Below are 26,486 nucleotides of genomic sequence, written 5' to 3' on the forward strand. Positions count from 1 at the left end.
AGCTTGAGTCGGGGGTCTAGGGTTGGCGGCTTCCCTCCTCTGCGAGCAACGCCTGCAAGGTGTCGAGCCTGGCACCGTCGAACGCCATGACGGTCCCCTGTTCGAACACCCGGCGCGCCAGCCCGGTCAGTACCGCACCGGGCGGCAGTTCGATCTGCAAGCGCACGCCGCGCTCGTAGGCACTTTGCACCGTGCCGCGCCAATCGACCACGCGACACATGTTGAAGGCCAGGTCGTCGCGCAAGGCTTCTGTGTTGACCACAGGCCGGGCGCGGCTGCCGCTGAGGTAACCCAACGTCGGGGCTTGCAACGGCACGTCGGCAAACGCCTGGGCCAATGTCTGTGCCGGCGCCTCCAGCAGCGGGCAATGGGACGGCGCACTCACCGCCAGCCGGCAGGCCTTGCCGGCGCCCTGGCTTCGTGCGTGCCTGGCGACCAGCGCCATGGCTTCGTCACTGCCGGCGATGACCACTTGGTTATCGGCATTGATGTTGGCCAGGTAGACCGGTGTCTGGTGGCTGTGGACCTGTGCCAGCACCCCTTCCACGGCGGCGAGGTCCAGGCCGATGATTGCGGTCATGCCATAGCCTTGCGGATACGCCCGCTGCATCAATTCGCCCCGCAGGCTGACCAGCCGCAACGCCGCCTCGAAGCCAAGCGCACCGGCCACCACTGCCGCCGGATAGGCGCCGATGGAGAGCCCCGCGACGTAGTCCGGCGCAGGCGCCTGTTCCAGCAAGCGGCGGGACGCCGCCACACCCGCAATCAACAGGCACACCTGCACGGCGCGCGTCGATTGCAAGGCCTCGGTACTGTCCAGTTGCAACACGTCTTCACCGAGCACGTCGCTGGCCTCGACCAACACCTGCGGCGCCAGGCCATGAAGCATGCCCGCCCGTTGCGCGCCTTGGCCGGGGAACACCAGGAGGCTGCTCATGCGACCTGCTCCAGCGATGGCTGCCAGGGATTGCTCACCAGCCGCGCCTGGACGTCATCCTTGAGCAAGACCCTACGTGACGAACCGGCCCACTCTCGCAGGGCAACCGCGCCGAAGGGTGTCTGCAATTGCATGTCCACGGCGCAGGCCGAGTCGTCCAGTTGCGCCAGCAACTCCCTGGCCTGGCCGCGATCCAGCGGCTGCGGCATGCGCAGGATCAGATCCAGGTCGCTGCGCCCGTGCAGCACCTCGATGCCAGTGGCCAGTTCGAACCCGGCGCTGCCGCTGACGCCCCAGGTCCAGCCGCTGGTGTCGAGCATCGATCGCAGTCGGGCCAGCGCTTGCAGGGCCGGCACGTGCCGATGGGCTTCGACCTGGCACAGATCCTCCGGACGTACCCGACGCCGGATCGCCACCAACGGCATCGACGTGGCGTACCGTTGCTCACGGGCCGGACCTCGCACGCCCACCGCGACTTGCCCCGGCGGGGTCGACGCCCGCCGCACCACCACCGGTTGCCCGAGACTGAGGGCCTCGGCGACCCACGCCGGCGCGTCCGTCGGCAACTGCTCCGGGGTCATCCCCCACAGCAGGTCGTGGGCCAGGAAGCCGCTCACCACTGCGCGCTCAGCAACTGGCGAACATGGCTGGAAGCGGCCCGATGGGGCGCACCCAGGCGGCTGCTCAGGTTTCGCGGCGCGCCGGTCACAGCGTTGATCGCTTGTTGCAGACAGTCGACGACCCGAGCCAGATCGGCGGCAGACGGCTGCTCAATCTGCTCCACCGACAAGGTTTCCCACAGCAGGCCCAGGCTGGCAAAACTGTCGATGTCATAGGCCATCGGCGGCACGCTGGCGGCCAGCGCTTCAAGCTCTTCGACACTGCGCAGGGTCACCCGCGCCGCCGAGGCCTTGCCCATGGCGTGGACCATCACCCCCGGGTCGCGCAGTGCAATCAGCCGGTTGGCCTGGTAGCCGTGGGCCAGGAACGCCCCGGACATCGCCTTGCCCACCAGCAAGCCGATCACCGGATGGCCGGCCAAGCGGGCGCGGGCATAACTGTCCGCCGCACCGGCCAGCGCCTGGTGAATGCCCAGGGCTTCTTCGCGGCGACCGTAAGCCTGGCTCGGCACATCGACAATAGCGATCAGCGCCCGCTTGCTGGACGTCTCGCGGTCGGCCTCGATGGCATCGTCCACGGCCTTGGCCAGGCCCCAGCCTTCCAGCAAGCCGACTTCGCCGTTGCGAGCGCGGGGAAAACGGTTATCGGGATCGGCCACGACCGCCAGCAGCCGCACGGTTTTCCCACCCAGCCTGGCGTCGGCAGCTTTCACCGAAGCGGGCAATCCTGGCAGCTGACTGGCGCCAGCGCTCAAGGCTTCGAACCAGCGCAGGCCTCTCAATGAATACGAACTCATGGGTGTTCTCCCTGATACAGCTGGCGAACCGCTGCCGGTTCTATCTGCACGTCAGTGTCCAATCGGGCCAGGCGTTGCAGGAACAGTTCGGCCTGGCCGCTGCGGTGTTCGGCGGGCACACCCAGGTGCAGCAGCTGGCAGACCTGTTGGCGGATCTGCGGCACATCATCGGCCGCATAACGGTCCACCAATCCCGTGGCGAAACGCTGCTCGCCGCCGGTCAGGCTCCAGATGAAGGGCCGGTCGCGGGAGTCGTATTCGTCGAGCCCGGCCTCCTGTTCGATCACTTGCGGGCCGTTCAGGCCCAGCCGCGCTTCCTGGGTCACCAGCAGGTAACTGCACAGCCCGGCGGCGATGGACATGCCGCCAAAACAGCCGACGCTGCCAGCCACCACGCCGACCACCGGTTGATACTGGCGCAGGTCGACGATCGCCGAATGAATCTCGGCAATCGCCGCCAGACCGAGGTTGGCCTCCTGCAACCGCACGCCGCCGGTTTCCAGCAGCAGTACGGCACGGGTCGGAATACCGTTACGGTTGTCCTCGGCGGCCAGCTCCAGCGCGCCGGCGATCTTCGCCCCGCCGACTTCGCCGAGGCTGCCACCCTGGAACGCACCCTCGATGGCGGCGATCACCACTGGCAGGCCGTCGAGCGTGCCTTTGGCGATCACCACGCCGTCGTCGCTTTGCGGCACCACACCTTGACGCAACAGCCAGGGCGACATGATTCGCTGGAACGGGTCGAGCAGTTCACGGAAAGTACCGTCATCGAGCAAGGCTTTCGCCCGCTGCCGGGCGCCGAGTTCGACGAAGCTGTGTTTGTTGAGCAACGCTGCGCTGTCAGTCATGGCCGATCTCCTCGAAGCCTTGCTCCAGGCGCAAACGCACCACCCCGGGAGTGGCACCGAAATCATGGATGTCGATGGACAGCGCGGGCGGCGTCTGGCCGTCGAACATGCGCGCGAAGAGATGCTGCCAGCGTTGCTCGCTGCCATTGACCGAGGTCTGCACCTGGATGGTCAGCTTGCCCGCCGCCCCCGGCTCGATCAGCACTTCCAGGTCGCCCGAGCCCACGCAGCCCACCAGCGCACGGCCCCGTGGCGGCTGCCCGGCGGGGAATTCAAAGGATAAGGTTTGCATCAGAAAGCTCCCTGGATGACGCCGTCACCCGATTCAAGACGGTCGACGAACAGGCAGGCCGCGAGCAGGTCGGCGGCGCCGCCGGGCGAGGCGTTCAAGGCGATCAGTTGTTGGTCCAGCTCATGCAACCGGCGGCGACCGCCGAGGCTGGCGCTGCCACCGGCGTCCAGTACCGCTTGGGCACCGAGCTGCATGGCCTGCAGGCCGGGCTCGCCGGCGCGGTACAGCACGCAGGTGTCCGCCAGGTGGGTCATGATCGCCAGCAAGGCGTCGAGACGAGCGTTCTGCTCGCCATGACCTTGGGCGCGGCTGCGCTTGAGTTGCGGCAATCCACGCTGCATCACCGCCGGAAAGCCGAGTTGCGCTTCTTCCCGGGCGCCGCGCGCGCCGTAGCGTTGGGCCACTTCGGCGCCATGGCTCATGGGTTTTGGCGCGTAGCGATCCTCGATCAATGCCAAACGGGCGGCGCGCAGGGTGATGACGCCTGCACCGGTGGACTCAGGTTCCAGCGCCGCAGCGGCCACCAACAGGCCCAAGGCCCAGATGGCGCCACGGTGGGTGTTCACCCCGTGAGTGGTAGAGAGCATCGCTTGCTCACCTTCACGGCCGATGCGCCCCAAGGCTTCGCGCAAGGGCAGGCCCACTTCGCCCAGTTCGATGGCCGCGTCGGCCATTGCCTTGAACGCCGGCCATAACGCCAGCGCTGAGGCGTGCATCAGGCCCAAGTGCAGATCGGTGTGCGCGCCATTGCCGCGCCGGTCCACCAACGCAGGTTTGGGCGACAAGTCCGCCTCGTCGATCAAGGCATCCACGGCCAGGTCCGCGAGCCGTTCGGCCAGGGTCAGGGTGCTTGGTTGCAGGTTGAGTACGTGCATTACCAGCTCCTGAACTTGGCGGGCGGGTTGTAGAGGCCTCCGGACCACTCCACCAGATCGGCCACACTCTTGGCGGCGAGCAGTTCGCGGGTGGCGTCGGTGCGGCGGATGCCGAGGTCTTCGGGCAAAGCGATCAACCCTTCGCGGCGCATGCGTGCGGTATCTTTGGGGTTATGCCGCAGGCCGATGGCGGTGACGCCGGCCACGGCTGCGATCATGGCCTGGCGCTCTTCCAGCGAGCGAGCCTTGTACAGGTAAGCGATGCCTTCTTCGGTCAGCAGATGGGTGACGTCGTCGCCGTAGATCATGATCGGCGCCAGGTCCATGCCGGCTTTCTTCGCCACATCCACTGCGTCGAGGGTCTCGACGAACGTCGGTTTGCCGCCCTCCTGGAAGGTCTCGACCATCTGCACCACCAGCTTCTTGCCACGCTCCAGCAACGGCGCCTCGCCGTCGCCGTGACGCATGTCGAGCCAGGCCGGCGTACCGTGGCGACGACCGCGCGGGTCGTGCCCCATGTTTGGCGCGCCGCCGAAGCCGGCCAACCGACCACGGGTCACCGTCGAGGAATGGCCGTCGCCGTCCACTTGCAGCGTGGCGCCGATGAACAGGTCCACCGCGTACTGCCCGGCCAGTTGGCAGACCATGCGGTTGGAGCGCAGCGAGCCGTCGCGGCCGGTGAAGAACACGTCCGGCCGGGCTGCGATGTAGTGTTCCATGCCCAGTTCGGTGCCAAAGCAATGCACGCTCTCGACCCAGCCGCTTTCGATGGCCGGGATCAACGTTGGGTGGGGATTGAGGGTCCAGTTGCGGCAGATCTTGCCCTTCAGGCCGAGGGATTCGCCATAGGTCGGCAGGATCAATTCGATGGCGGCGGTGTTGAAACCGATACCGTGGTTGAGGGACTGGACGTTGTGTTTTTCGTAGATCCCGCGAATCGCCATCATCGCCATCAGCACGTGCACCGGCTTGATGTGACGCGGATCACGGGTGAACAGCGGTTCGATATAGAACGGCTTGTCGGCCACCACCACGAAATCGACCCAGGACGCCGGGATATCCACCCGTGGCAGGTCGCTGACGTCGTCCACCAACTGGTTGACCTGGACGATGACAATGCCATCGCTGAAGGCCGCCGGCTCGATCAGCGCCGGGGTGTCTTCGGTGCTCGGGCCGGTGTAGATGTTGCCGGCGCGGTCGGCCATGAAACCGGCGCAGAGCACCACGTTGGGAATCAGGTCGACCACCAGCCGGGCATACAGCTCGATGTAGGTGTGGATCGCGCCGACTTCCAGCAGGCCATCTTCCAGCAACTGGCTGATGCGCAGGCTCTGGGTGCCGGCGAAGGAAAAGTCGAGCTTGCGGGCGATGCCGCGCTCGAACAGGTCCAGGTGCTCGGAGCGGCCGACGCTGGGCATGATCATGTGCAGGTCGTGCAGCGTCGACGGATCGGCCTTGGCCAGGGCGCGCGACAGGAAATCCGCCTGCTTCTGGTTGTTGCCCTCCAGCACCACACGGTCGCCCGGCACAATCAAAGCCTCCAGCGCCGCCACGATCTTGTCGGTGGGCAACACCACACCATCGGCCAGCCCTTTCACCAGACCGAGGCGCCGCTGCTTTTCGCTGCGCCGCCGCGTCCAGCGCGAGTCGGGGGATATTGTTGTCATGACCACTCCACGGGTTCGCTGTCGTGGGCATCACCTTAGGAGCGTTGGGGCAAGGGCATCAATCAAGCACGGCGACGGATCGTTACGCTTGGAGTAACGGTTGAACACACCCACCCTGTGGGAGCGAGCCTGCTCGCGATGGCGGTGGGTCAGGCTGCACCAGTGGTGACTGATCCGACGCCATCGCGAGCAGGCTCGCTCCCACAGACAGCTGGTGACCGTCTATCGAATCAGCGTCTCGAACTGTCAATGCTGACAGTAGCCTGCCCGCTTTTTACAGCGCCAAATGTCTGTGCTGCAACCCTGGATGCCCGATTCAAGAGCAGCATTGAAAGCGCCGACGATCGGAGGAAAGCACATGAACACTGATGACGTTGACTATGGGCACAATTTTGAAGACGGAGAAAGGAACGGTTGGGAAAATGATGTTGGATCTCTGGATGGGCTACTCAAAACTGAAGAAGGTCCTAATACTTTCTGGTCCGGTAAGCTGGAGTGGAGGCCACCACAGACGTTTCAAGCATCTCTTGCAAAGATCTTTTCCTTTCCTGGCGGTGAACAGGAGAAAGGGCAGCTTGAAATAACCTTCAGATATCGGGTCTACCCACCGGAGCCAGGGGAAGCAACGTCGATCGGACTCATCGTTACAGATTCCGACTCGCTTGGCGTTCCCATTTTTTGGATAGATGAACGCACTCCACATGGCACTTGGATTGACCTTCCAGTAACTCAAGTGCCCTACTCCGGCGCCAGGCCGCCCCATGTCGTGATTGGTACGAGAGGGGGAAGCGGGCCCGGTGTTCAACATCAATGTCGACTGTTCCGACGCCTTCGCGAGCAAGCCCGCTCCCACAGGGTTTGTATGCTGGCTTAGGTGTTTACCAAACCAGCGGCGACCACCAACTCTTCCAACGCCAGCAGGTCCGGCACTTTCGCCACGTGTTCGCCCACTTGCACCGCCGCCTGCTCCAGCCCGCACAGCGGCACGTCGACGTAGCTCAGTTGGGTGTCGAGCTTGCAGGAGCGTGGGATGCCTTGGACCAGCAACGCCATGAAGCGTAGCGCCGGGCGGCCGCCCAAGGCGTTGAGGACGACGATGCGTACCCGCTCGCCGATCACGGTTTTCTGGCCGCAGGCCGACTCGAAGCTCAGTAGCGGGATCTGCCGTTCGCGCCAACTCACCCAGCCCAGGAACCACGGCGGTGTGTCCAGATCGAACGCGCTGCTCTGGTAGTCGATCAACTCGGCCACCGCCACGTTGGGCAGGATCAGGTGACGGTCCGCCAGGGGCAGCAACAGCCCAGTGAGGTGGCTGGCGCGCTGGTGGGGGTGCAGGTCATGCATGGGGCTTGCTCCAGTGCGCGATGCTGTCGAGCAGCACCGATTCCTGGTACGGCTTGCCCAGGTAGTCATTGACGCCGATGGCCATGGCGCGGTCGCGGTGTTTCTGGCCGGTGCGAGAGGTGATCATGATGATCGGCAGGTGCGCCAGGCGCGGGTCGTTGCGCACCAGGGTCGCCACTTCGAACCCGTCCATGCGCGGCATTTCGATGTCCAGCAGCATCAGGTCCGGCGAATGTTCGGCCAGCAGCGCCATCGCGTCCACGCCGTCCTTCGCGGTGAGGACGTGCATGCCATGACGCTCCAGCAGACGGCTGGTGACCTTGCGCACCGTCACCGAGTCGTCCACCACCAGCACCAGCAGCGGCCGTTGCGGTTCGCCCTCGCTTTCGGCCGGTGATGGCCGGCGGGGAACCTGGTGGGGCAAAGCGCGGATCGGTGCCAGCAGGTCGAGAATCAGCACCACCCGGCCGTCCCCCAGGATCGTCGCCCCGGACAGCCCCTGCACCGCCGAAAATGGTGCACCGAGGCTCTTGACCACAATCTCGCGGGTACCGGCGGTGGCGTCCACCTGCACGGCGACATGCCGCTCGTTGCACTGCATCAGCAGCACCGGCAAGGGTTGGCTCTGGCCCAATAGTTTTGGGCGCGCGCCGGTTTTCAGCAACTCGCCCAGGTAACACAGCTCGTAGCGCTGCCCGGCATAGGTGTAGGTCGGTGGATCAAGCTGGTAATAGCCGTCCAGCTCAGCGGGCAAGACCCGGACGATGCTTTCAATGGTATTGAGCGGAATCGCGTACTGGTCCTCGTGGCACTGCACCATCAACGCCCGGTTGATTGCCAGGGTGAACGGCAGGCGGATGCGGAAATGCACGCCCTGCCCCGGCGTCGAATCGATGATCATGCTGCCGCCCAGTTGCCGTACTTCTTCGTGGACCACGTCCATGCCGACGCCGCGTCCGGAGATCTGGGTGATTTTTTCGGCGGTGGAGAATCCCGGCTGCAGGATGAACTGCAACACGTCACGGTCGTTGATATCGCTGTCCGGGGCCAGCAGGCCGCGCTTGATCGCCTTGCGCCGCACCGCGTCCAATGGCACGCCGGCGCCGTCGTCGCGGATATCGAAAATGATGTCGCCCCCTTCGCGCGACAAGTCGAGGCTGATGCGCCCCCGGGTCGGCTTGCCCGCGGCGAGGCGCACGTCGGCGGGCTCCAGGCCATGGTCGACGGCGTTGCGCAGCATATGCTCCAGGGGCGCAGCCATGCGTTCCAGCACGTTGCGGTCCATCTCGCCTTCGGCATTGCCGACCACGAATTCGACGTCCTTGCCCAGCTCTTGCGCCACTTGCCGGACGATGCGCTTGAGCCGTGGCAGCATGCGCTCGAACGGCACCATGCGCGTACGCATCAGGCTTTCCTGGAGTTCGGTGTTGATCCGCCCCTGTTGCTGCAACAGGTTTTCGGCGTCGTGGTTGCCGCGGTCAAGGGTCTCCTTGAGGTCGAGCAGGTCCGAAGCGGATTCGAACAGTGCCCGCGACAATTGCTGCAACTGGGAATGACGGTCCATTTCCAGCGGGTCGAATTCTTCGTAGCCCAGGCGTTCGGCCTCCACCTGCTGACGGCTGAGAATCCGCCCCTGGGTTTCGGTATCCAGGCGACGTAACTGGTCACGCATGCGCTCGATGGTGGTTTCCATCTCGCCCAGGGCCACCCGTGCATCGTTGACCTGCTGTTCGATGCGTCCGCGGAAGATTGAGGCTTCACCGGCCAGGTTGACCAGATCGTCCAGCAGTTCGGCGGAGACCTTGACCGTGTCCGCGCCGTCGCCGGTTTCGGGTTTGGTAGCCGTCGGCTTCGGAACGATAGCCGGGGCCGGCAGCGGTTCCTGCACAGCAACCACGGGAGGGGTGTCGCGTTCCTGTGGCTGATTCACCGCCTGGATCTGCGCAATCAGCCGATCGGCCGGTGGACACGGATGCCCGGCGCGCACGGCGTCAAGCATCTGCGCCAGTCGGTCATGGCTGCTTTGCAACAAGGTGAACAGGCTCGGGCTCGGCTGGAGCAGCCCCGCCGACAAGCCTTCATAAAGGTTTTCCAGCTCATGGGCCAGGTCGCCGATGGGCACGATTTCCACCATTCGCGCACCACCCTTGAGGGTGTGCAGATCGCGCAGCAGGGTTTCCACCGCCTGGCGATTCGACGGTTCGGCCTGCCAGCGCAGCAACGCCGCCGCGGAGCTGTCGAGGATGTCGAAGCCTTCTTCGAGGAAGATCTCCAGCAGCTCGGGATCCTGGCCGGCCGAATCGCCCCGGCTTGCCCCAGCGCTTTCGAGAGCGTTCGGCTTGTCCTGGCGGAAGCGGCGGATGGCATCGATCAGTGCAACGGGATCGCCCAGTGGCCGACCCTGTTGCAACTGCCCGAGCAACAGGTCAAGACGCTCGTGGCTGCTCTCGAGCAGTTGCTCAAGCGCCTCGCTATGGCTGTAGCGGCGATCCACCAGGCCTTCGTAGAGATTTTCCAGTTCCTGGGCCAGGTCACTCACCGGATGGATATCGGCCATCCGCGCCCCGCCCTTGAGGGTGTGCAAATCCCGTTGCAATGAAGACAGCGGGGCGCCGTTGGCCGGGTCGGCCAGCCAACGCTGCAAGGCCTGGGCGGCGCTGTCGAGAATGTCCTGGGCCTCTTCGAGAAAGATCGCGACGATGTCGTCGTCCACCGGAGTCTGGGTGGGGGCGTCGCGTTCGAGCTCGGCAGTCGCATGGCCCAGTTCGCGAATGCTCAGGGTCCGGCTGCCATCGCTGCGGATCAGACCAGTGGCCGCCGGGTCGAGGCTGTCTTCGAGCAGCCGGTGCAGGGCCTGCACCCGCTCGGGTTGCGGATGCACGGACTGCCCGGCCGCCAGTTCGTCGAGCATGCCGATCAGCGCTTCATGGGCACGCTGCGCTTCCTGAAAAAACACATCGCTGACCGCCAGGCTGCTTTCCTCCACCGCGCCGTAGAGATCGAGCAAGGCTTCGCAGAGTGCGTCCACCGGGTGCAGGTCCGCCAGGTGCGCGCCTTCGCCGAGGGTGGTCAGCTCATCCAGCAACGCGCTCAACTCCTGGCCTTCGCCCGGGTGCTGCTGCCAGCGCTGCAACAGACTTTCGGCGTCGAGCAGGATGTCCATGCCCTGGGCAAGGAAGTTGTTGATCAACTGAGGATCGCGCTTGGTCCGCGGGCCTTTGTTCGGGGCGTTGAGGGCCGTTTGCAGACGCTCGGCCAACAAGGATTGGGCGCGTCGGACAAGGTCTTCCGCGCCGGCGATCGGCGCCAGCGGCTCGCGGTGCAACTGGCGCAAGCCGCGTCGCAGCAGCCCTTCGGCCTCCAGCAACAGCTCGATCTCATCCAGATCAAGGGCGATCAGGTGCGCCTTGTATTCCCGGGCCAGTTCGTCCATCGCGCCGGCCAGTTCGGCAATCGGCAGCACGCCAGCCATGGAGGCGCTGCCCTTGAGGGTGTGCAAGGCCCGCTGCAGTTCATCGCTGGCCTGCAACGGCAAGTGATCGGTGGCCTGGTCGAGAAAACGATTGATACTGCCAAGATGGCCCTGGGCTTCATTGTCGAAGATCTTCAGCAGCAGCGGATCGAGAGCGACCACGTCCTGCGCGTCTTCATCGGCCTCGTCGCCGCCCTTGGCGAGGGCATGGGCGCGGGCGGCCAGGCGGTCGACATCGTCGCGCTGCCGCTGTCGACTGGCAGCGAATTCGTCGACGAGAGCCGGCAGCAACTGCACGGTCTCCTCGACCAGTTGGCGAACCGAAGCCAGCGGTTCGACGCTGCGTTCCAGCACCCGGTTGAGCAGGTTTTCCACGGCCCAGGCCAGTTCGCCCAGTATCAACGCCCGCACCATCCGGCCGCTGCCCTTGAGAGTATGGAAGGCCCGGCGCAGTTCGCTCAGGGCGCCATGGTCGTCGGGGTGCGCGCTCCAGCGCGGCAGGTATTCGCGCAGGACGTCCAGCACCTCGTCGGTTTCCTCAAGGAAAACCTCGCGCAACTCGTCGTCCACCGGACGTTCATCCAAGGGCGGCGGCAGCAGGCTGCCCGGTGTGTTCCTGGCCGGTGGGTTGACCGTCGACATCGGACTGGCCAGCACTTGCGCCAGGGATTGCACGGTCTGCGGATCGTCCAGTTCCTGCAAGTTCTGCATGAGCTGGGCTTCGTTGGGGCTCAGCACATCATCGAGCAGCGGAACACGCGCTTCGTCTGGGTAATAACCGAGCGCGGCCAGGCTCCGCTCGACCTCATCCAGCAAAGGTTCTCCGGGGGTTTGCGGGTCTTCGCTCAAGCGCTCCAGGTAGTATTCGAGGCCGCTGATCACATCGGCCAGGTGATCGAGTGCTTCCCACCCCGGCTGAACCTGATCGAGTAGCAGATGGTCGCGGATGAAATCGTTGCAGGCCTCGACCAGGCCGGCCGCGCGACTCAGGGGGATCATCGCCAGCGCACCGCGGACCTGGGTCAGCAACGCTGGCAAAGGCAGCAATTGCTCGCGGTTCCAGTCGGCGTCGATGTAGTCGACGATCATGTCCTTGGCCTGTTGCAGGCAGGTGTGCGCTTCCTTGATGACGATCTGGTGGATCTGGGTCAGGTCGGTGGTGGGCAGGTGCGTGTCTTCGCGGCTCTCGGGCTCGACGGTGCCGACCATGCCGGCCAGGGTCGCCTCGACGTAGAGCAGGGCACCGGCGACGTCCATGAGCGTCGCGTCATCGGGTTCGCGCTGGCCCTGGGCGAGGCTCAGGACTACTGCCAGTTGGTCGATGATGACCTTGCGTGGCTGGCCGAAGCCCAGCACCGCCAGGGTATCGGCGATCTGTCGCAGCGGCGCCAGCAGGCTGTCCAGCTCCGAGGCGTGCTGGCGATCGCTGCGCACGAACAGGTCGAGGCGCTCCTTGACCCGCACCAGTTCTTCGCAAAGCGCGGTGAGCACCGAGCGCAGGGCGTCGCGGTCGGGCCCGGCGAGGCGCGCACGTTCTTCGTCGACCATGGCGCTGTCGGGCAGCGCGTCGTCCAGTGAGTAGCGTTCTTTCATGATCTGCATCTGCCCGCTGGGGTGTTCGGCCTTGGCAATATAGAACAACAAGCTCTTGAGCAGGTGGGGCGGTGCCGGTTGATTGATGCCGGGCAGGCCCTGGTCGAGCAGGCGCTTGAGTTCCTTGTCGGCTTCCTTGATCAGGCTGCGCAGCGCCGGGCTGTTGGCGATGCGCCCGTCGCGCATGCCTTCGACCAGTGCCGAAGCCACCTGCCACAGCGCATTGAGCGGCGCCCCGGCGCACAGCACTTCCAGGCGCTGGAAGACCTTGGCCAGGTAACCGAGATGAGTCGCGTCATCCTGTTCGCGCAACAGGCCGACGAGGGCCATTTGCAGGGTCTGGCGCCATTTGCGCAGGGTGTTCGGCAGGTCCGGCGGTTCGAGTTGCCTCAGCGCCTCGTCGCTCAGCGCGGGCATCTGCGGCAACTCGGGGCTGAACAGGCTGGTCTCCGACAACAGGCTCTCGCCCCGGGCGCTGCGCAGGTCGTTGATCAAGGACAGTACCACCAGTGGCAAGTCGCGGCGCGCGCTTTGGACGCGGTCCAGGTAGATCGGCAACTGTCCCAGGGCCTGGCTCAACAGGCTGATGGCTTCGTCGCGATGACTGATGCGGTTGTCCTGCAAGGCAGCGCACAGCTGTTCCATTTCTTCGGCCAGCAAGGCGGCGCCGTAGAACTCGACCATCTGCAAGCCACCGTGCACCTGGTGAATGCCCGCCAGGCATTGCGCAAGGGCGTCCGACGCCTGCGGGTCGTCCACCAGGCGGTTGAGGGCCAGATGGGCCTGCTTCAGCGTTTCGGCAATCTCGCCCTTGACCCACTCAAGGGCCACATAGTCGTGCCGATCAGCCATAACGACTCCAGTGCGGCAAATACAGAACCCTTGTGGCAAGGCGATCTATCCGTGGGAGCAAAGCTTGCTCGCGATACAGGCAACTCAATCTACCGACAGACGCGGCGCTCCCATCGCGGGCAAGCCTTGCTCCCACATCATTGCCCTCGCCCCAGAGGCCGCCTCCAGCTATCAAGCCTTGTCCTCATCCACCGCCGCCGGCAACGTGAACCCGGACACCGAGCGCCGCAGCTGGCTGGCCATCTTCGCCAGGTTGCCGATGCTTTCGGCGGTGGCGGTGGAGCCGGACGAGGTCTGCGTGGTGATCTGCTGGATCACGTTCATGGTCAGGGAAATCTGCCCCGCCGAGGTGGTCTGCTGCTGCGCCGCGTTGGAGATGCTCTGGATCAGCGCCGCCAGGGTCTTGGACACGCCTTCGATTTCCTCCAGGGCGACGCCGGCATCCTGGGCCAGCCGGGCACCGCGCACCACTTCGGTGGTGGTCTGTTCCATGGAAATCACCGCTTCATTGGTGTCGGCCTGGATCGCCCGCACCAGCGTCTCGATCTGCCGGGTCGCCGCCGAAGAACGTTCCGCCAACCGCTGCACCTCATCGGCCACCACCGCAAAACCGCGTCCGGCATCGCCGGCCATGGACGCCTGGATGGCGGCGTTCAGGGCCAGAATATTGGTCTGGTCGGCGATGTCGTCGATCAGGCTGACAATGTCGCCGATTTCCTGGGACGACTCACCCAGGCGCTTGATGCGCTTGGCGGTGTCCTGGATCTGCTCGCGAATGTTGTCCATGCCATGAATGGTGTTGTGCACCACCTCGTTGCCCTTGTTGGCGATTTCCACCGAACGCTCGGCCACTGCCGACGATTCGGCGGCATTGGCCGACACCTGGTCGATGGATTGGGCCATTTCATTGATTGAAGTCGACGCTTCGGAAATCTGCTGGGCCTGATGCTCGGAAGCCTGGGCCAGGTGCATCGCCGTGGCCTGGGTTTCCTGTACGGCGGCGGCGACCTGGCCGGCAGTAAGGTTGATGGTCGCCACCAGGTCGCGCAATTGGTCCACCGAGTAGTTGATGGAGTCGGCGATGGTGCCGGTGAAGTCCTCGGTGACCGAAGCCGTTACCGTCAGGTCGCCGTCGGCCAGATCCTCGATTTCGTCCAGCAGGCGCATGATCGCGTTCTGGTTGCGCTCATTCTTTTCGGCGGTTTCTCGCAACTGACGGTTGGTTTCGCGGACCATCACCAGGCCGATCAGGATGATCGACGTCAGTGCCAGCAGGCCCAGCACATAACCGCCGATGGCGTTGGGCGCCCGCCCGCCGGCCAGATTCTCGAAGGCCGTGGCCAGGTGTGAAGCCTCGTCGAGCAGGGTTTGCGACAGGTTGAAAATGTTGCCGGCCGACTCGCGAACCTTGAACAGCTCCGGCGAGGTTTCGAGGATTTCATCCACCGAGCCCGAGACGAACTCGAACAACTCGCTGATTTCGCTCAGGCGTGCCCGGGCATCACGGTCCTGGACCTGGGAAATCTTCAAGGCCGGGTCGCCCTGCAACATGCCGTTGAGCACCTGGCCAAAACGCGCGGCGTCGCGGCCAAAGGTGTCGGCGGCCTGGCTGGCGTTCTCATCCCCCGCCAGCACGGTGTTCACCGCGCCGAGAATCCGTTCGGCCAGCAACGACTGGCGCTGGGCCATGGCCACCTGGGCCGCCGGCGCGCCGCGTTGCAGCAGGATTTCGACGACTTTTTCGTACTCGACCTGCAATTGCGGCACGGTTTCGGCCAGGGTCGCCGCCACCTGATGCAGCGACAGGACGGTCTGCTCGCTGGACAGGATGGCATCGGTGTTCTTCAGCAGGCGCTCCCAATCCAGCTGCACGGCGCGCATTTGCGGGCGCAGGGTAGCCGGCGCCGGGGGCAAGCCAGTGACCGGGTCACCCTGTTTCAGGTAACCCCAGCGCTGGGCAAAATCATTGCGCGCCTCGCTCAGCAACTTGAACGCCGCGGGCTTGCCGGCAGCGGCCTCGGTGGCATTCTTGGCGATGCGCTGGGACAGCACCCGCAGTTCACCGGCGTGACCGATGTACTGCTTGTCGTAGGTGGATTGGGTGTTGAGGTAAGCGAAGTTGGCAAACAGCAGCACGATGAAGACAATCAATGCGACGAACAGCACGATGATCTGCGAACGACTGCGCGACGCTTCCAGTGACTTGCCTGTATTTGCCTTGATCATCGGTTCTCGCCTGTACTGCCTGCGGTCATCACTGTGGGAGCGAGCCTGCTCGCGATGGCGGTGTATCAGTCAGCATCAGTGCTGGCTGATCCGACGCCATCGCGAGCAGGCTCGCTCCCACAAGAGCTGTGCTGCGCTGCTCATATCGCCACATCCATGAACCCCGGCGAGCGTGTCAGCGCAAACGGGCTGAACACCTGCCACTGCAGCTCGCCGGGAAACCGGCCCTTGACGAAGGCCGACTCCGGGCCATCGAGGTCGTCCATCAGCGTCGGCTCCAGGCTGCCCCGGGGGAAATGCTGCAACCCGAGGACCTCGTCCACCAGCAACCCGGTGAACACCTCGTCGTGGTCCACCACCAGCACCCGCCGCTGCTTGCGCACGCTCGACAGCTCATGGCCGAAGAAACCGCACAGGTCCATCAACGGCAACAGGCGCCCGCGCAGGTTAGCCACGCCGCGCACCCATGGCTTGACCCCGGGCAACTGTGTGTAACGGGGTTCGGGGAGCACTTCGCTGACTTCGCCCATGGGCGCCACGTACCAATGTTCGCCCAAGCGAAAACCGATGCCGCTCCAACTGTCGCAGTGGGTCGGCTGGGACGGCAGGTCCGCCCCCAACAGCCGGCAGCGCCGATCGATCTGCAGCAGAAGCTCGAAGGCGGTCAGGGTCTGGCTCATGGCCGCGCCGTCAACCCGCCAGCACTTTGTTCAGGGTCGCGATCAGGGTTTCTTCATCCACCGGCTTGGTCAGGTAATCCTTCGCGCCCTGGCGTGTGCCCCAGACCTTGTCGGTGTCCTGATCCTTGGTGGTGATGATGACCACCGGGATGTGCCCGGTGTCCGGGTCCTTGGTCAACTGGCGGGTGGCCTGGAAACCGTTGAGGCCGGGCATGACGATGTCCATCAGCACGGCGTCGGGTTTCTCCTGCCGGGCCAGGGCCACGCCGTCGGCGCCGTTTTCGGCTTTCAGTACTTCGTGGCCGTGCTTTTCCAGCATGCCGGTCAGTTTGTACATTTCGGTCGGCGAATCATCGACGATCAGGATACGTGCCATGGTGTTCCCCATTTTTGTCGACCCCTGGCCCGTTGGCCGAGTGTCATTGATGTGCCTGGTGCGGCTGGACAGCGGCAAAGCCCGGGACATGGGCCTGTATCGCACCCAGCAGTTCTTCCTTGCTGAACGGTTTGGTCAAAAACTGATCGGAGCCGACGATGCGCCCCTTGGCCTTGTCGAACAACCCGTCCCGGGACGACAGCATGATCACCGGCGTGGCCTTGAACGCACTGTTGTTCTTGATCAGGGCGCAGGTCTGGTAGCCATCCAGGCGCGGCATCATGATGTCGACAAAGATGATGCCCGGGTGGTGGTCGACAATCTTGGCCAGGGCATCGAAGCCGTCGACGGCCGTGATCACCTCGCAGCCGACGTTGCGCAGCAGGGTTTCGGCGGTGCGGCGAATGGTCTTCGAGTCGTCGATGACCATGACCTTCAAGGCACTGGGTTGCTGCTGCGTGAATTGCTCTGCCATTGCCACTGCGGACCGGTTTTTAACACGTCAGGGTGAACGACGGCGCAAACCCTTGATGTTCAAGGCCCGCGCGTCACATGGCAGCCTTTTTAGCACAGTCTCCATCGCCGATCTATCGGCCGGTCGGTGCGGTGGTTTTTCCTTGACCGCCAATCTTCCGGGCGCCACTCTGACGCCACTTTTTCAGGCCATTTGTGCCCATCACATTTCGAGGAACCAAGCCATGAGCGTACGCGTCGGCATTGTCATGGACCCAATCGCCAGCATTTCCTACAAAAAGGATAGCTCGCTGGCCATGCTGCTGGCCGCTCAGAAGCGCGGCTGGGAGCTGTTCTACATGGAACAGCGCGACCTCTACCAGGCCGAAGGCCAGGCGCGGGCGCGGATGAAACCGCTGAACGTCTTCGCCAACCCCGAGAAGTGGTTTGAGCTGGGCGCGGAAAGCGATGCGCTGCTGAGTGACCTCGACGTGATCCTGATGCGCAAGGATCCGCCGTTCGACATGGAGTTCGTCTACTCCACCTACCTGCTGGAACAGGCCGAAAGCGCCGGCGTGCTGGTGGTCAACAAACCCCAGAGCCTGCGTGACTGCAACGAAAAACTGTTCGCCACGCTGTTCCCGCAGTGCACGCCGCCGACCATCGTCAGCCGCCGCCCGGACGTGCTGCGCGCGTTTGCCGACCACCACGGCGACGTGATCCTCAAGCCTCTGGACGGCATGGGCGGTTCCTCGATCTTCCGTCACACCGCCGGCCACCCGAACCTGTCGGTGATCCTGGAAACCCTGACCCTGCACGGCCAGCAGCAGATCATGATCCAGGGTTACCTGCCCGCCATCGTCGATGGCGACAAGCGCATCCTGATGATCGACGGCGAACCGGTGGACTATTGCCTGGCACGTATTCCGGCGGCCGGCGAAACCCGCGGCAACCTGGCGGCCGGCGGTCGTGGCGAGGCCCGTCCATTGACCGAGAAAGACCGCTGGATTGCCGCTCAGGTCGGTCCGACGCTGCGCGAGAAAGGCCTGCTGTTCGTAGGCCTGGACGTGATCGGCGAGCACCTGACGGAAATCAACGTCACCAGCCCGACCTGCATCCGCGAGATCGACAATGCCTTTGGCACCGACATCGGCGGGATGCTGATGGATGCCATCGATCAGAAGCTCAAGGCTCGTTGATCCAGATCTGATGAAGGAAACCCACATTGCGTTATCATGCCCGGCCTGAAAAAAACGCGATGTTGGTTTCCTTGTCATGACCCTCCCGTCCGATCTGCCCCAAGAGCTCGCCCATCGCGGCGTGCGCCCGGCTGATCGCCTCGGTTTTACCCTGTTCCTGGCGGCGCTGATCCACCTGGCCCTGCTGCTGGGTGTGGGTTTTGCCACGGTCGAGCCCAAGCAGATCAGCCAGACCCTGGAAATTACCCTGGCCACCTTCAAGAGCGAGAAAAAGCCTGCGAAGGCCGATTTCCTCGCCCAGGAAAACCAACAGGGCAGCGGCACCCTGGAAAAGAAAGCAATCCCCAAGACCACCGAGATCGCCCCGTTCCAGGACAATCAGGTGCAGAAAGCCGCTCCTCCCCCGGCGGCCAAGCCCGAGGTGCAGGAAACCGCGCCCAAGGCAGCCGTGACCACCGTGGCGCCGAAGCCGAAAAAAGCCCCGGTCAAGGAAGAGGTCAAGCCCGACCCCAAGCCCAAGGCCCCCGCGCCAACCTTCGACAGCTCCCAGTTGTCCAGCGACATCGCCAGCCTGGAAGCCGAACTGGCCCAGGAACAACAGCTCTACGCCAAACGCCCGCGCATCCACCGCCTGAGCGCCGCCTCGACCATGCGCGACAAGGGCGCCTGGTACAAGGACGAGTGGCGCAAGAAGGTCGAGCGCATCGGCAACCTCAACTACCCCGACGAAGCCCGGCGCAAGCAGATCTACGGCAACCTGCGGCTGATGGTCTCGATCAATCGCGACGGCTCGCTGTATGAAGTGCTGGTGCTGGAGTCCTCCGGCCAGCCGCTGCTCGACCAGGCCGCCCAGCGGATCGTGCGCCTGGCGGCACCGTTCGCGCCGTTTACCGGGGACCTGTCGGACATCGACCGGCTGGAGATCATCCGCACCTGGAAGTTCGCCCGGGGTGATCGACTCTCAAGCAACTGAATACCCCGAATCCCCCTGTGGTAATTCCCTGTGGGAGCGAGCCTGCTCGCTCCCACAGGGGTTTCATGTCGATTTCGAGTATTTCCAGCACATCCCCGGCTTGTCAGTTCGCCCCCGCGCCGCCACACTAGCGCCTATGAAAAATGTCAGCCCCACCTACCTCAAGCATCAATTCCTGATCGCCATGCCGCACATGGCCGATCCGAACTTTGCCCACACCTTGACCTACATTGTCGAGCACACGGCCAATGGGGCCATGGGGTTGGTGGTCAATCGCCCGCAGGAGTTGAACCTGGCGGACATTCTTGAGCAGTTGCGCCCCGACGTAGAGCCGCCGGTCCTGTGCCAGCACGTGCCGATTTTCATCGGCGGCCCGGTGCAGACCGACCGCGGCTTCGTGCTCCACCCGTCGGGGCCGACCTACCAGGCCACCGTGGACCTCAACGGTGTGTCGCTGTCCACGTCCCAGGACGTGCTGTTCGCCATCGCCGACGGCGTCGGCCCGGCCAAAAGCCTGATCGCCCTTGGCTACGCCGGCTGGGAAGCCGGGCAACTGGAAGCCGAGCTGGCCGACAACGCCTGGCTGACCTGCCCGTTCGACGCTGACATCCTGTTCAACACCAGCAGCGAATTGCGCCTGGATGCGGCGGCCAGCCGGTTGGGGGTCAACCTCAGCCTGCTCACCAGCCAGGCGGGACACGCCTGATGGCCCTGCGCTTGCTGCTGGGCTTCGATTACGGCACCAAACAGATCGGCGTTGCAGTCGGCCAGGTCATCACCGGCCAGGCTCGCGAGTTGTGCACCCTGAAGGCGCAGAACGGCGTGCCGGACTGGAACCAGGTCGAAGCGCTGATCAAGGAGTGGAAACCCGATGCCGTGGTGGTGGGCCTGCCGCTGAACATGGACGGCACCCCCAGCGACATGTGCCTGCGCGCTGAAAAGTTTGCTCGCCGGCTCAATGGGCGTTTCAACCTGCCTTTCTATACCCACGACGAACGGCTGACCACCTTCGAGGCCAAGGGCGAGCGCCTGGTGCGCGGCGGGCAGAAAGGCAGTTACCGCGACAACCCGGTGGACGCCATCGCCGCCGCTCTGCTGCTGCAGGGCTGGCTCGACGCCAACGCCACCCTGTTCGACACCTGATTTTCTACAAAGCGCCGCCAGGGCGCTTTCTTTTAGCGATACACCGCGCCCCTCACACCGGCCCGGAAACCTGAAGGAGCCAGCATGAGCCTGCCCAATCCTGCCGAACTGATCAGCCAGATGGCGATCCGTCTCACGGCCCACCTGGAACAACGCGGCATCCGCGAACCGCGCTACATCGGCATTCGCACCGGTGGCGTCTGGGTCGCCCAGGCCTTGCTCGATGAACTGGGCAGCCAATCGCCACTGGGCACCCTGGACGTGTCGTTCTACCGCGACGACTTCAGCCAGAACGGCCTGCACCCGCAGGTGCGTCCCTCGGCCCTGCCGTTCGAGATCGAAGGCCAACACCTGGTGCTGATCGACGATGTGCTGATGAGCGGGCGGACCATCCGCGCTGCCATGAACGAGCTGTTCGATTATGGCCGCCCGGCCAGTGTGACGCTGGTGTGCCTGCTGGACCTGGACGCCGCCGAGCTGCCAATCCGCCCGAACGTGGTCGGCGCGACGCTGGCGCTGGCCGGCCACGAGCGGGTCAAGCTCTCCGGCCCCACACCGCTGCAGCTCGAACTGCAAGACCTTGCCCTTTAACTGCCCTTGTAAGAGTCCATTGCGATGACGCCTCTCGAAACCAAGCGCCCGCTGCAGCTCAACGATCAGGGCCAGCTGCGGCACTTCCTGTCCCTCGACGGCTTGCGCCGCGAGCTGCTGACGGAAATCCTCGACACCGCCGACTCGTTCCTCGAAGTCGGCGCCCGGGCGGTGAAGAAAGTCCCGTTGCTGCGCGGCAAGACCGTGTGCAACGTGTTCTTCGAAAACTCCACCCGCACCCGCACCACCTTCGAGCTGGCGGCCCAGCGGCTGTCGGCGGACGTGATCACCCTCAACGTATCGACGTCCTCGGCGAGCAAGGGTGAAACCCTGCTCGACACCCTGCGCAACCTCGAAGCCATGGCCGCCGACATGTTCGTCGTGCGTCACGGCGACTCCGGCGCGGCGCATTTCATTGCCGAGCATGTCTGCCCACAGGTGGCGATCATCAACGGCGGCGACGGCCGTCACGCCCACCCGACCCAGGGCATGCTGGACATGCTGACCATCCGCCGGCACAAGGGCAGCTTCGAGAACCTCTCGGTGGCCATCGTCGGCGACATCCTGCATTCGCGGGTGGCGCGCTCGAACATGCTGGCCCTCAAGACCCTCGGCTGCCCGGACATTCGCGTGATCGCGCCGAAGACCCTGCTGCCCATTGGCGTCGAGCAGTACGGCGTGAAGGTCTACACCGACATGACCGAAGGCCTCAAGGATGTCGACGTGGTGATCATGCTACGCCTGCAGCGTGAACGCATGACCGGCGGCCTGCTGCCCAGCGAAGGCGAGTTCTATCGGCTCTATGGCCTGACCACCGCCCGCCTGGCCGGGGCCAAGCCGGACGCCATCGTCATGCACCCGGGGCCGATCAACCGTGGCGTGGAGATCGAGTCGGCGGTGGCCGATGGGCCGCATTCGGTGATCCTCAACCAGGTGACCTACGGCATCGCCATCCGCATGGCCGTGCTGTCCATGGCCATGAGCGGGCAAACGGCCCAGCGCCAATTCGACCAGGAGAACGCCCAGTGAAACTCAGCATTCTCGGCGCACGCGTGATCGATCCGGCCAGCGGCCTGGATCAAGTGACCGATATCCATATCGATGCCTGCAAAATCGTCGCCCTGGGCGCCCCGCCCGCCGGCTTTGTCGCCGTCGAGACCGTCGACGCCCAAGGCCTGGTGGCCGCGCCTGGCCTGGTGGACCTGAACGTGGCCCTGCGCGAACCCGGCTACAGCCGCAAGGGCAGCATCGTCAGCGAAACCCGGGCCGCCGCCGCCGGTGGCGTGACCAGCCTGTGCTGTCCGCCGCAGACCCGACCGGTGCTGGACACCTCGGCCGTGGCTGAACTGATCCTCGACCGTGCCCGCGAAGCCGGCAACACCAAGGTCTTCCCGATCGGCGCACTGAGCAAAGGCCTCGACGGCGAGCAACTGGCCGAACTCATCGCCCTGCGCGACGCCGGTTGCGTGGCGTTCGGCAACGGCCTGAACAGTTTCCGCAACACCCGCACCCTGTGCCGCGCCCTGGAGTACGCGGCGACCTTTGGCTTGACGGTGATTTTCAACTCCCAGGATCACGACCTGGCCGAGGGTGGCCTGGCCCACGAAGGCCCGACCGCCAGCTTCCTCGGCCTGCCGGGTATCCCGGAAACCGCCGAGACCGTGGCCCTGGCCCGGGACCTGCTGCTGGTGGAGCAAAGCGGCGTACGCGCGCACTTCAGCCAGTTGACCAGCGCCCGTGGTGCGGCGCTGATCGCCCAGGCCCAGGCCCGTGGCTTGCCGGTCACCGCCGATGTGGCGCTGTACCAACTGATCCTGACGGACGAAGCGCTGATCGATTTCAACAGCGTCTACCACGTCCAGCCGCCGCTGCGCACCCGCGCCGACCGCGATGGCTTGCGCGAGGCGGTGAAATCCGGGGTGATCTCGGCCATTTCCAGCCATCACCAGCCCCACGAGCGCGATGCCAAGCTGGCACCGTTCGGCGCCACCGAGCCCGGCATCAGCAGCGTCGAACTGCTGTTGCCGCTGGCGATGACCCTAGTGGAAGACGGCTTGCTGGACCTGCCTACACTGCTGGCACGCTTGAGCGCCGGCCCGGCCCAGGCCCTGCAATTGCCGGCCGGGAAACTGGCCGTGGGTGCGGCAGCGGACCTGGTGCTGTTTGATCCGGCAGCTTCGACCGTGGCCGGCGAAGCCTGGCGCTCGAAGGGCGACAACTGCCCATTCCTGGGCCACAGCCTGCCGGGGGTGGTGCGGTATACCCTGATGGATGGGCGGATCACTCACCAGGCCTGACACCGCGTCGCGCCCATCGCGAGCAGGCTCGCTCCCACAGGGATCTTCGGTGAACACATGACCTGTGAACACCTCGGCCCAATGTGGGAGCGAGCCTGCTCGCGATTGCAGGCGACTCGGTACCCTGACTTACTGAAAAGCCCCCCGCTTCTGCGCATTACGAATCGAAACCTGGTCATTCAGTGTCCAGAAGTCATACAGCACCCCCAGGAAAAACACCCCGCCGGTCAGCAGGTAGATGATGCCGCTGAGCCATTTGCCCTGATACATGCGGTGCACGCCGAGCACCCCGAGGAAGGTCAGCAGGACCCACGCCACGGTGTATTCGATGGGCCCCGGGGTAAAGCGCAGGTCCGCTTCGCGATCCATGGCCGGAATCAGGAACAGGTCGATCAGCCAGCCGATACCCAGCAGGCCGAAGGTGAAGAACCAGATCGTACCGGTGACCGGCTTGCCGTAATAAAAGCGATGGGCACCGGTGAAACCGAAAATCCACAGCAGATAACCGATGATTTTGCTGTGGGTGTCGTGGAGGGTGTCCGGTTGATAGCTGTTCATGAAGAGTCTCTTTCACCTCGATAGATAAATTTTTTCGGACTTTTTGTGACTTATTAATGTCTCGCCGACAAGCGGTCTTAAGCCGTCGCACTCCGTGAAAGGCCCGTGGCATAGGGGTTCTGTCGGAAAATCAGGCCAAATTGCCGCATTTGGACGGGTTTTACCCAGGGTCTTGAATCGACCAACGGCCTCGGGAGGGTGAAAAAAGCTGTTATAAAGTTGCGCGCTAACCTTTATGAGCCCTGCCTAATGCGTCCATTTTTCAAGACATGGCTAACCATTTGCCTATTATTGCCACTGGCCGCTCACGCCACCAATCGTGAGCAACGTCTTCCCAACGTCAACGGCTACACCCCGAAATCCCATGTTTCTGCTCCTTCGAGCAAGAACAAGCCAGGCGTCCAGCGCCTGAGCACCGCCAGCAGCAAGCTGGTACCGCCCATGGCGAACAAAACCAGCAGCAACGTGCTGAGCCGCGCCGTCAATGTACTGGGTACACCTTATCGTTGGGGCGGCAGTAGCCCAAGTAAAGGGTTTGATTGCAGTGGACTGGTGAAATACGCCTTCAACGACACCACGTTTGACCTGCCGCGTACGTCCAACGCCATGGCGGCCGGTCATGGCGATAACGTCGAGCGCAAGGACCTCAAGCCGGGCGACCTGATTTTCTTCAAGCTCAAGAGTCGCCGGGTCAACCACGTGGCGATCTACCTGGGCAACGACCGCTTCATCCACGCCCCGCGCCGGGGCAAGTCGGTGACCATCGACACCTTGAACAAACCGTACTGGGACAGCCACTACGTGGTTGCCAAGCGCGTGTTGCCGAAAGAACCGGCCGGGTTGCGGGTCGTCCAACGCTGATACCCCCTGCCTGGTCGTTCCCACGCAGAGCGTGGGAACGATCAGAGCGCCCCTCAGAAATTATCCGGCGTACGCGCCCGCTCCCGTGCATGCTCGCGGCTGATCAAGCCCTTGGTCACCAGATCCTTCAGGCACATGTCCAGCGTCTGCATCCCCAGCGATCCGCCGGTCTGGATTGACGAATACATCTGCGCGATCTTGTCTTCGCGGATCAGGTTACGGATGGCCGATGTCCCCAGCATGATCTCGTGCGCGGCGACCCGGCCGCCGCCGATCTTCTTCACCAGTGTCTGGGAGATCACCGCCTGCAACGACTCCGACAGCATCGAACGCACCATGGACTTCTCATCGCCCGGGAACACGTCCACCACCCGGTCGATGGTCTTGGCCGCCGACGTGGTGTGCAGCGTGCCGAATACCAGATGCCCGGTCTCGGCGGCAGTCAGCGCCAGGCGGATGGTCTCCAGGTCGCGCATCTCCCCCACCAGGATCACGTCCGGGTCTTCCCGCAGGGCCGAGCGCAGGGCCGTTGAGAAACTTTGCGTGTCACGGTGCACCTCGCGCTGGTTGATCAGACACTTGCGCGGTTCATGAACGAACTCGATGGGGTCTTCGATGGTGAGGATGTGATGGTGCTTGTGGCTGTTCAGGTAGTCGATCATCGCCGCCAGGGTGGTGGACTTGCCTGAACCGGTCGGTCCGGTCACCAGGACCAGCCCGCGCGGCGCCTCGGTCACTTTGCGAAACACTTCGCCCATCCCCAGGTCTTCCATGGTCAGGACCTTCGACGGAATGGTCCTGAACACCGCGCCCGCGCCGCGATTCTGATTGAATGCGTTGACCCGAAACCGTGCAACGCCCGGCACTTCGAAGGAAAAGTCGGTCTCCAGGAGTTTTTCGTAATCCACGCGCTGCCGGTCGTTCATGATGTCGTAGATCAACTCATGGACCTGCTTGTGATCCAGCGCCGGCAGGTTGATCCGCCGCACATCGCCATCCACCCGGATCATCGGCGGCAGCCCGGCGGACAGGTGCAGGTCCGACGCTCCCTGTTTGGCGCTGAACGCCAGCAGTTCAGTGATATCCATAGCGCTCCTCAATTCCAGTAGAATGCCGCGAACCTCAGACCCGCTGGCGCTTCTTTATGTCCACGATAGCAGACAACATTGCTCAGGTTAGTTCGCGTATCCGCGCTGCGGAACAGGCCGCCCAACGATCGGCCCACAGCGTGCAGTTACTGGCGGTGAGCAAGACCAAGCCCGTCCAGGCCCTGCGCGAAGCCTATGCCGCCGGCCTGCGGGACTTCGGCGAGAACTACCTGCAAGAAGCCTTGAGCAAGCAGGCCGAACTGACCGACCTGCCCTTGACATGGCACTTCATCGGCCCCATTCAATCGAACAAGACACGCGCTATTGCCGAACATTTTGATTGGGTGCATTCCGTGGACCGTTTGAAAATTGCCCAGCGCCTGTCCGAACAGCGCCCGGCCGGGTTGCCGCCACTGAACATCTGCATCCAGGTCAATGTCAGCGGTGAAGCCAGCAAGTCCGGCTGCACCCCGGCGGACCTGCCTGCCCTGGCCAACGCCATCGGCGCCTTGCCGCGCCTGAAGCTGCGTGGGCTGATGGCGATTCCCGAGCCGACCGAAGAACGCGCCGTCCAGGACGCGGCGTTCGCCGCCGTTCAACGCCTGCAAGCCAGCCTGGAACTGCCGTTGGACACCCTTTCCATGGGCATGAGTCACGACCTCGAGTCGGCCATCGCCCAAGGCGCCACCTGGGTACGGATCGGCACTGCGCTGTTTGGTGCCCGCGACTACAGCGCGGGCTGAC

At 64.2% G+C, this 26,486-nt stretch carries 25 protein-coding genes; 10 read left to right on the top strand and 15 right to left on the bottom strand.

Features of this window, described 5'->3' with window-relative positions; genetic code table 11:
- Positions 1 to 16: 16 nt before the first annotated feature.
- The 7 genes from mdcH to mdcA are packed head-to-tail and all read right to left on the bottom strand — an operon-like array spanning position 17 to position 6,036.
- On the bottom strand, positions 17 to 937 hold the full coding sequence (gene mdcH, locus J7E36_RS13530; protein WP_215003669.1) for a malonate decarboxylase subunit epsilon: 921 nt from the start codon (positions 935 to 937) through the stop codon (positions 17 to 19).
- Entirely contained in the window at positions 934 to 1,557 is a 624-nt protein-coding gene (locus J7E36_RS13535) for a malonate decarboxylase holo-ACP synthase (RefSeq protein WP_215003670.1), read from the bottom strand. The genes mdcH and J7E36_RS13535 overlap by 4 nt, the downstream gene beginning before the upstream one ends.
- Positions 1,551 to 2,354: a biotin-independent malonate decarboxylase subunit gamma gene (mdcE, locus tag J7E36_RS13540; RefSeq protein ID WP_215003672.1), complete on the bottom strand. Its 804-nt coding sequence runs from the start codon at positions 2,352 to 2,354 to the stop codon at positions 1,551 to 1,553. Before mdcE ends, J7E36_RS13535 begins: the two co-directional genes overlap by 7 nt.
- Complete coding sequence (locus J7E36_RS13545) at positions 2,351 to 3,202, bottom strand: biotin-independent malonate decarboxylase subunit beta (protein WP_215003674.1); 852 nt, start codon at positions 3,200 to 3,202, stop codon at positions 2,351 to 2,353. The genes mdcE and J7E36_RS13545 overlap by 4 nt, the downstream gene beginning before the upstream one ends.
- Complete coding sequence (locus J7E36_RS13550) at positions 3,195 to 3,494, bottom strand: malonate decarboxylase subunit delta (RefSeq protein ID WP_215003676.1); 300 nt, start codon at positions 3,492 to 3,494, stop codon at positions 3,195 to 3,197. Before J7E36_RS13550 ends, J7E36_RS13545 begins: the two co-directional genes overlap by 8 nt.
- Complete coding sequence (locus J7E36_RS13555; protein ID WP_215003678.1) at positions 3,494 to 4,369, bottom strand: triphosphoribosyl-dephospho-CoA synthase; 876 nt, start codon at positions 4,367 to 4,369, stop codon at positions 3,494 to 3,496. Before J7E36_RS13555 ends, J7E36_RS13550 begins: the two co-directional genes overlap by 1 nt.
- Positions 4,369 to 6,036: a malonate decarboxylase subunit alpha gene (gene mdcA / locus J7E36_RS13560; RefSeq protein ID WP_215003680.1), complete on the bottom strand. Its 1,668-nt coding sequence runs from the start codon at positions 6,034 to 6,036 to the stop codon at positions 4,369 to 4,371. The genes J7E36_RS13555 and mdcA overlap by 1 nt, the downstream gene beginning before the upstream one ends.
- 358 nt (positions 6,037 to 6,394) lie before the next feature.
- On the opposite strand from mdcA, the gene J7E36_RS13565 reads away from it, so the two are divergent.
- The gene (locus J7E36_RS13565) at positions 6,395 to 6,910 is read left to right on the top strand and encodes a hypothetical protein (protein ID WP_215003682.1); all 516 of its coding nucleotides are present in this window, start codon (positions 6,395 to 6,397) and stop codon (positions 6,908 to 6,910) included.
- Here the strand turns inward: J7E36_RS13565 and J7E36_RS13570 are convergent.
- The 6 genes from J7E36_RS13570 to J7E36_RS13595 all read right to left on the bottom strand — a co-directional run bounded on the left by J7E36_RS13570 (position 6,907) and on the right by J7E36_RS13595 (position 17,054).
- Positions 6,907 to 7,380 carry a chemotaxis protein CheW gene (locus J7E36_RS13570; protein ID WP_215003684.1) on the bottom strand — a complete coding sequence of 158 codons (474 nt, stop codon included), beginning with the start codon at positions 7,378 to 7,380 and terminating at the stop codon, positions 6,907 to 6,909. The two genes, J7E36_RS13565 and J7E36_RS13570, sit on opposite strands and share 4 nt — an antisense overlap.
- Complete coding sequence (locus J7E36_RS13575) at positions 7,373 to 13,297, bottom strand: Hpt domain-containing protein (RefSeq protein WP_215003686.1); 5,925 nt, start codon at positions 13,295 to 13,297, stop codon at positions 7,373 to 7,375. The genes J7E36_RS13570 and J7E36_RS13575 overlap by 8 nt, the downstream gene beginning before the upstream one ends.
- A 171-nt stretch (positions 13,298 to 13,468) precedes the next feature.
- Complete coding sequence (locus J7E36_RS13580) at positions 13,469 to 15,523, bottom strand: methyl-accepting chemotaxis protein (protein WP_215003688.1); 2,055 nt, start codon at positions 15,521 to 15,523, stop codon at positions 13,469 to 13,471.
- Positions 15,524 to 15,663: 140 nt separating this feature from the next.
- A complete protein-coding gene (locus tag J7E36_RS13585) occupies positions 15,664 to 16,203 on the bottom strand; it encodes a chemotaxis protein CheW (RefSeq protein WP_215003690.1) in 540 nt (179 codons plus the stop codon).
- Positions 16,204 to 16,213: 10 nt separating this feature from the next.
- Entirely contained in the window at positions 16,214 to 16,579 is a 366-nt protein-coding gene (pilH, locus tag J7E36_RS13590; RefSeq protein WP_215003692.1) for a twitching motility response regulator PilH, read from the bottom strand.
- Positions 16,580 to 16,622: 43 nt separating this feature from the next.
- Entirely contained in the window at positions 16,623 to 17,054 is a 432-nt protein-coding gene (locus J7E36_RS13595) for a response regulator (RefSeq protein WP_215003694.1), read from the bottom strand.
- A 223-nt stretch (positions 17,055 to 17,277) separates the two neighbouring features.
- Here J7E36_RS13595 and gshB point away from each other — a divergent pair, with 223 nt between their 5' ends.
- From gshB to J7E36_RS13630, 7 genes are all read left to right on the top strand, one after another.
- A complete protein-coding gene (gene gshB / locus J7E36_RS13600; RefSeq protein WP_215003696.1) occupies positions 17,278 to 18,231 on the top strand; it encodes a glutathione synthase in 954 nt (317 codons plus the stop codon).
- Positions 18,232 to 18,307: 76 nt separating this feature from the next.
- Positions 18,308 to 19,204, top strand: coding sequence for an energy transducer TonB (locus tag J7E36_RS13605; RefSeq protein WP_215003698.1), 897 nt, complete (start codon positions 18,308 to 18,310; stop codon positions 19,202 to 19,204).
- Between the two features lie 136 nt (positions 19,205 to 19,340).
- Positions 19,341 to 19,910 carry a YqgE/AlgH family protein gene (locus J7E36_RS13610; RefSeq protein WP_215003700.1) on the top strand — a complete coding sequence of 190 codons (570 nt, stop codon included), beginning with the start codon at positions 19,341 to 19,343 and terminating at the stop codon, positions 19,908 to 19,910.
- Complete coding sequence (gene ruvX / locus J7E36_RS13615; protein WP_215003702.1) at positions 19,910 to 20,347, top strand: Holliday junction resolvase RuvX; 438 nt, start codon at positions 19,910 to 19,912, stop codon at positions 20,345 to 20,347. Before J7E36_RS13610 ends, ruvX begins: the two co-directional genes overlap by 1 nt.
- 84 nt (positions 20,348 to 20,431) lie before the next feature.
- Positions 20,432 to 20,938: a bifunctional pyr operon transcriptional regulator/uracil phosphoribosyltransferase PyrR gene (gene pyrR, locus J7E36_RS13620; protein ID WP_215003704.1), complete on the top strand. Its 507-nt coding sequence runs from the start codon at positions 20,432 to 20,434 to the stop codon at positions 20,936 to 20,938.
- 24 nt (positions 20,939 to 20,962) lie between these two features.
- On the top strand, positions 20,963 to 21,967 hold the full coding sequence (locus J7E36_RS13625; RefSeq protein ID WP_042731348.1) for an aspartate carbamoyltransferase catalytic subunit: 1,005 nt from the start codon (positions 20,963 to 20,965) through the stop codon (positions 21,965 to 21,967).
- Positions 21,964 to 23,235, top strand: a complete 1,272-nt coding sequence (locus tag J7E36_RS13630; RefSeq protein ID WP_215003706.1) for a dihydroorotase — start codon at positions 21,964 to 21,966, stop codon at positions 23,233 to 23,235. The genes J7E36_RS13625 and J7E36_RS13630 overlap by 4 nt, the downstream gene beginning before the upstream one ends.
- Positions 23,236 to 23,364: 129 nt before the next feature.
- Here the strand turns inward: J7E36_RS13630 and J7E36_RS13635 are convergent, their stop codons facing one another.
- Positions 23,365 to 23,793 (bottom strand): NINE protein, encoded by a 429-nt coding sequence (locus tag J7E36_RS13635; RefSeq protein ID WP_215003708.1) that lies wholly within the window; start codon positions 23,791 to 23,793, stop codon positions 23,365 to 23,367.
- A 249-nt stretch (positions 23,794 to 24,042) separates the two neighbouring features.
- Between J7E36_RS13635 and J7E36_RS13640 the strand changes: the two genes are divergently transcribed.
- Entirely contained in the window at positions 24,043 to 24,654 is a 612-nt protein-coding gene (locus tag J7E36_RS13640) for a C40 family peptidase (protein ID WP_215003710.1), read from the top strand.
- A 53-nt stretch (positions 24,655 to 24,707) separates the two neighbouring features.
- Here J7E36_RS13640 and J7E36_RS13645 read toward each other — a convergent pair whose 3' ends face one another.
- Positions 24,708 to 25,742, bottom strand: coding sequence for a type IV pilus twitching motility protein PilT (locus J7E36_RS13645; protein ID WP_215003712.1), 1,035 nt, complete (start codon positions 25,740 to 25,742; stop codon positions 24,708 to 24,710).
- A 56-nt stretch (positions 25,743 to 25,798) separates the two neighbouring features.
- On the opposite strand from J7E36_RS13645, the gene J7E36_RS13650 reads away from it, so the two are divergent.
- Positions 25,799 to 26,485, top strand: a complete 687-nt coding sequence (locus J7E36_RS13650) for a YggS family pyridoxal phosphate-dependent enzyme (RefSeq protein WP_215003714.1) — start codon at positions 25,799 to 25,801, stop codon at positions 26,483 to 26,485.
- The last annotated feature ends 1 nt before the right edge of the window (position 26,486 follow it).

The organism is Pseudomonas fluorescens, assembly GCF_018614775.1.
Lineage (GTDB): Bacteria > Pseudomonadota > Gammaproteobacteria > Pseudomonadales > Pseudomonadaceae > Aquipseudomonas > Aquipseudomonas fluorescens_BY.

Bases quoted from the DNA above. Each gene is read 5' to 3' on its own strand.
- mdcH (WP_215003669.1), bottom strand. From the start codon at position 937: ATGAGCAGCCTCCTGGTGTTCCCCGGCCAAGGCGCGCAACGGGCGGGC.
- mdcE (WP_215003672.1), bottom strand. From the start codon at position 2,354: ATGAGTTCGTATTCATTGAGAGGCCTGCGCTGGTTCGAAGCCTTGAGC.
- J7E36_RS13545 (WP_215003674.1), bottom strand. From the start codon at position 3,202: ATGACTGACAGCGCAGCGTTGCTCAACAAACACAGCTTCGTCGAACTC.
- J7E36_RS13550 (WP_215003676.1), bottom strand. From the start codon at position 3,494: ATGCAAACCTTATCCTTTGAATTCCCCGCCGGGCAGCCGCCACGGGGC.
- J7E36_RS13555 (WP_215003678.1), bottom strand. From the start codon at position 4,369: ATGCACGTACTCAACCTGCAACCAAGCACCCTGACCCTGGCCGAACGG.
- mdcA (WP_215003680.1), bottom strand. From the start codon at position 6,036: ATGACAACAATATCCCCCGACTCGCGCTGGACGCGGCGGCGCAGCGAA.
- J7E36_RS13565 (WP_215003682.1), top strand. From the start codon at position 6,395: ATGAACACTGATGACGTTGACTATGGGCACAATTTTGAAGACGGAGAA.
- J7E36_RS13570 (WP_215003684.1), bottom strand. From the start codon at position 7,380: ATGCATGACCTGCACCCCCACCAGCGCGCCAGCCACCTCACTGGGCTG.
- J7E36_RS13575 (WP_215003686.1), bottom strand. From the start codon at position 13,297: ATGGCTGATCGGCACGACTATGTGGCCCTTGAGTGGGTCAAGGGCGAG.
- J7E36_RS13580 (WP_215003688.1), bottom strand. From the start codon at position 15,523: ATGATCAAGGCAAATACAGGCAAGTCACTGGAAGCGTCGCGCAGTCGT.
- J7E36_RS13585 (WP_215003690.1), bottom strand. From the start codon at position 16,203: ATGAGCCAGACCCTGACCGCCTTCGAGCTTCTGCTGCAGATCGATCGG.
- pilH (WP_215003692.1), bottom strand. From the start codon at position 16,579: ATGGCACGTATCCTGATCGTCGATGATTCGCCGACCGAAATGTACAAA.
- J7E36_RS13595 (WP_215003694.1), bottom strand. From the start codon at position 17,054: ATGGCAGAGCAATTCACGCAGCAGCAACCCAGTGCCTTGAAGGTCATG.
- gshB (WP_215003696.1), top strand. From the start codon at position 17,278: ATGAGCGTACGCGTCGGCATTGTCATGGACCCAATCGCCAGCATTTCC.
- J7E36_RS13605 (WP_215003698.1), top strand. From the start codon at position 18,308: ATGACCCTCCCGTCCGATCTGCCCCAAGAGCTCGCCCATCGCGGCGTG.
- J7E36_RS13610 (WP_215003700.1), top strand. From the start codon at position 19,341: ATGAAAAATGTCAGCCCCACCTACCTCAAGCATCAATTCCTGATCGCC.
- ruvX (WP_215003702.1), top strand. From the start codon at position 19,910: ATGGCCCTGCGCTTGCTGCTGGGCTTCGATTACGGCACCAAACAGATC.
- pyrR (WP_215003704.1), top strand. From the start codon at position 20,432: ATGAGCCTGCCCAATCCTGCCGAACTGATCAGCCAGATGGCGATCCGT.
- J7E36_RS13625 (WP_042731348.1), top strand. From the start codon at position 20,963: ATGACGCCTCTCGAAACCAAGCGCCCGCTGCAGCTCAACGATCAGGGC.
- J7E36_RS13635 (WP_215003708.1), bottom strand. From the start codon at position 23,793: ATGAACAGCTATCAACCGGACACCCTCCACGACACCCACAGCAAAATC.
- J7E36_RS13640 (WP_215003710.1), top strand. From the start codon at position 24,043: ATGCGTCCATTTTTCAAGACATGGCTAACCATTTGCCTATTATTGCCA.
- J7E36_RS13645 (WP_215003712.1), bottom strand. From the start codon at position 25,742: ATGGATATCACTGAACTGCTGGCGTTCAGCGCCAAACAGGGAGCGTCG.
- J7E36_RS13650 (WP_215003714.1), top strand. From the start codon at position 25,799: ATGTCCACGATAGCAGACAACATTGCTCAGGTTAGTTCGCGTATCCGC.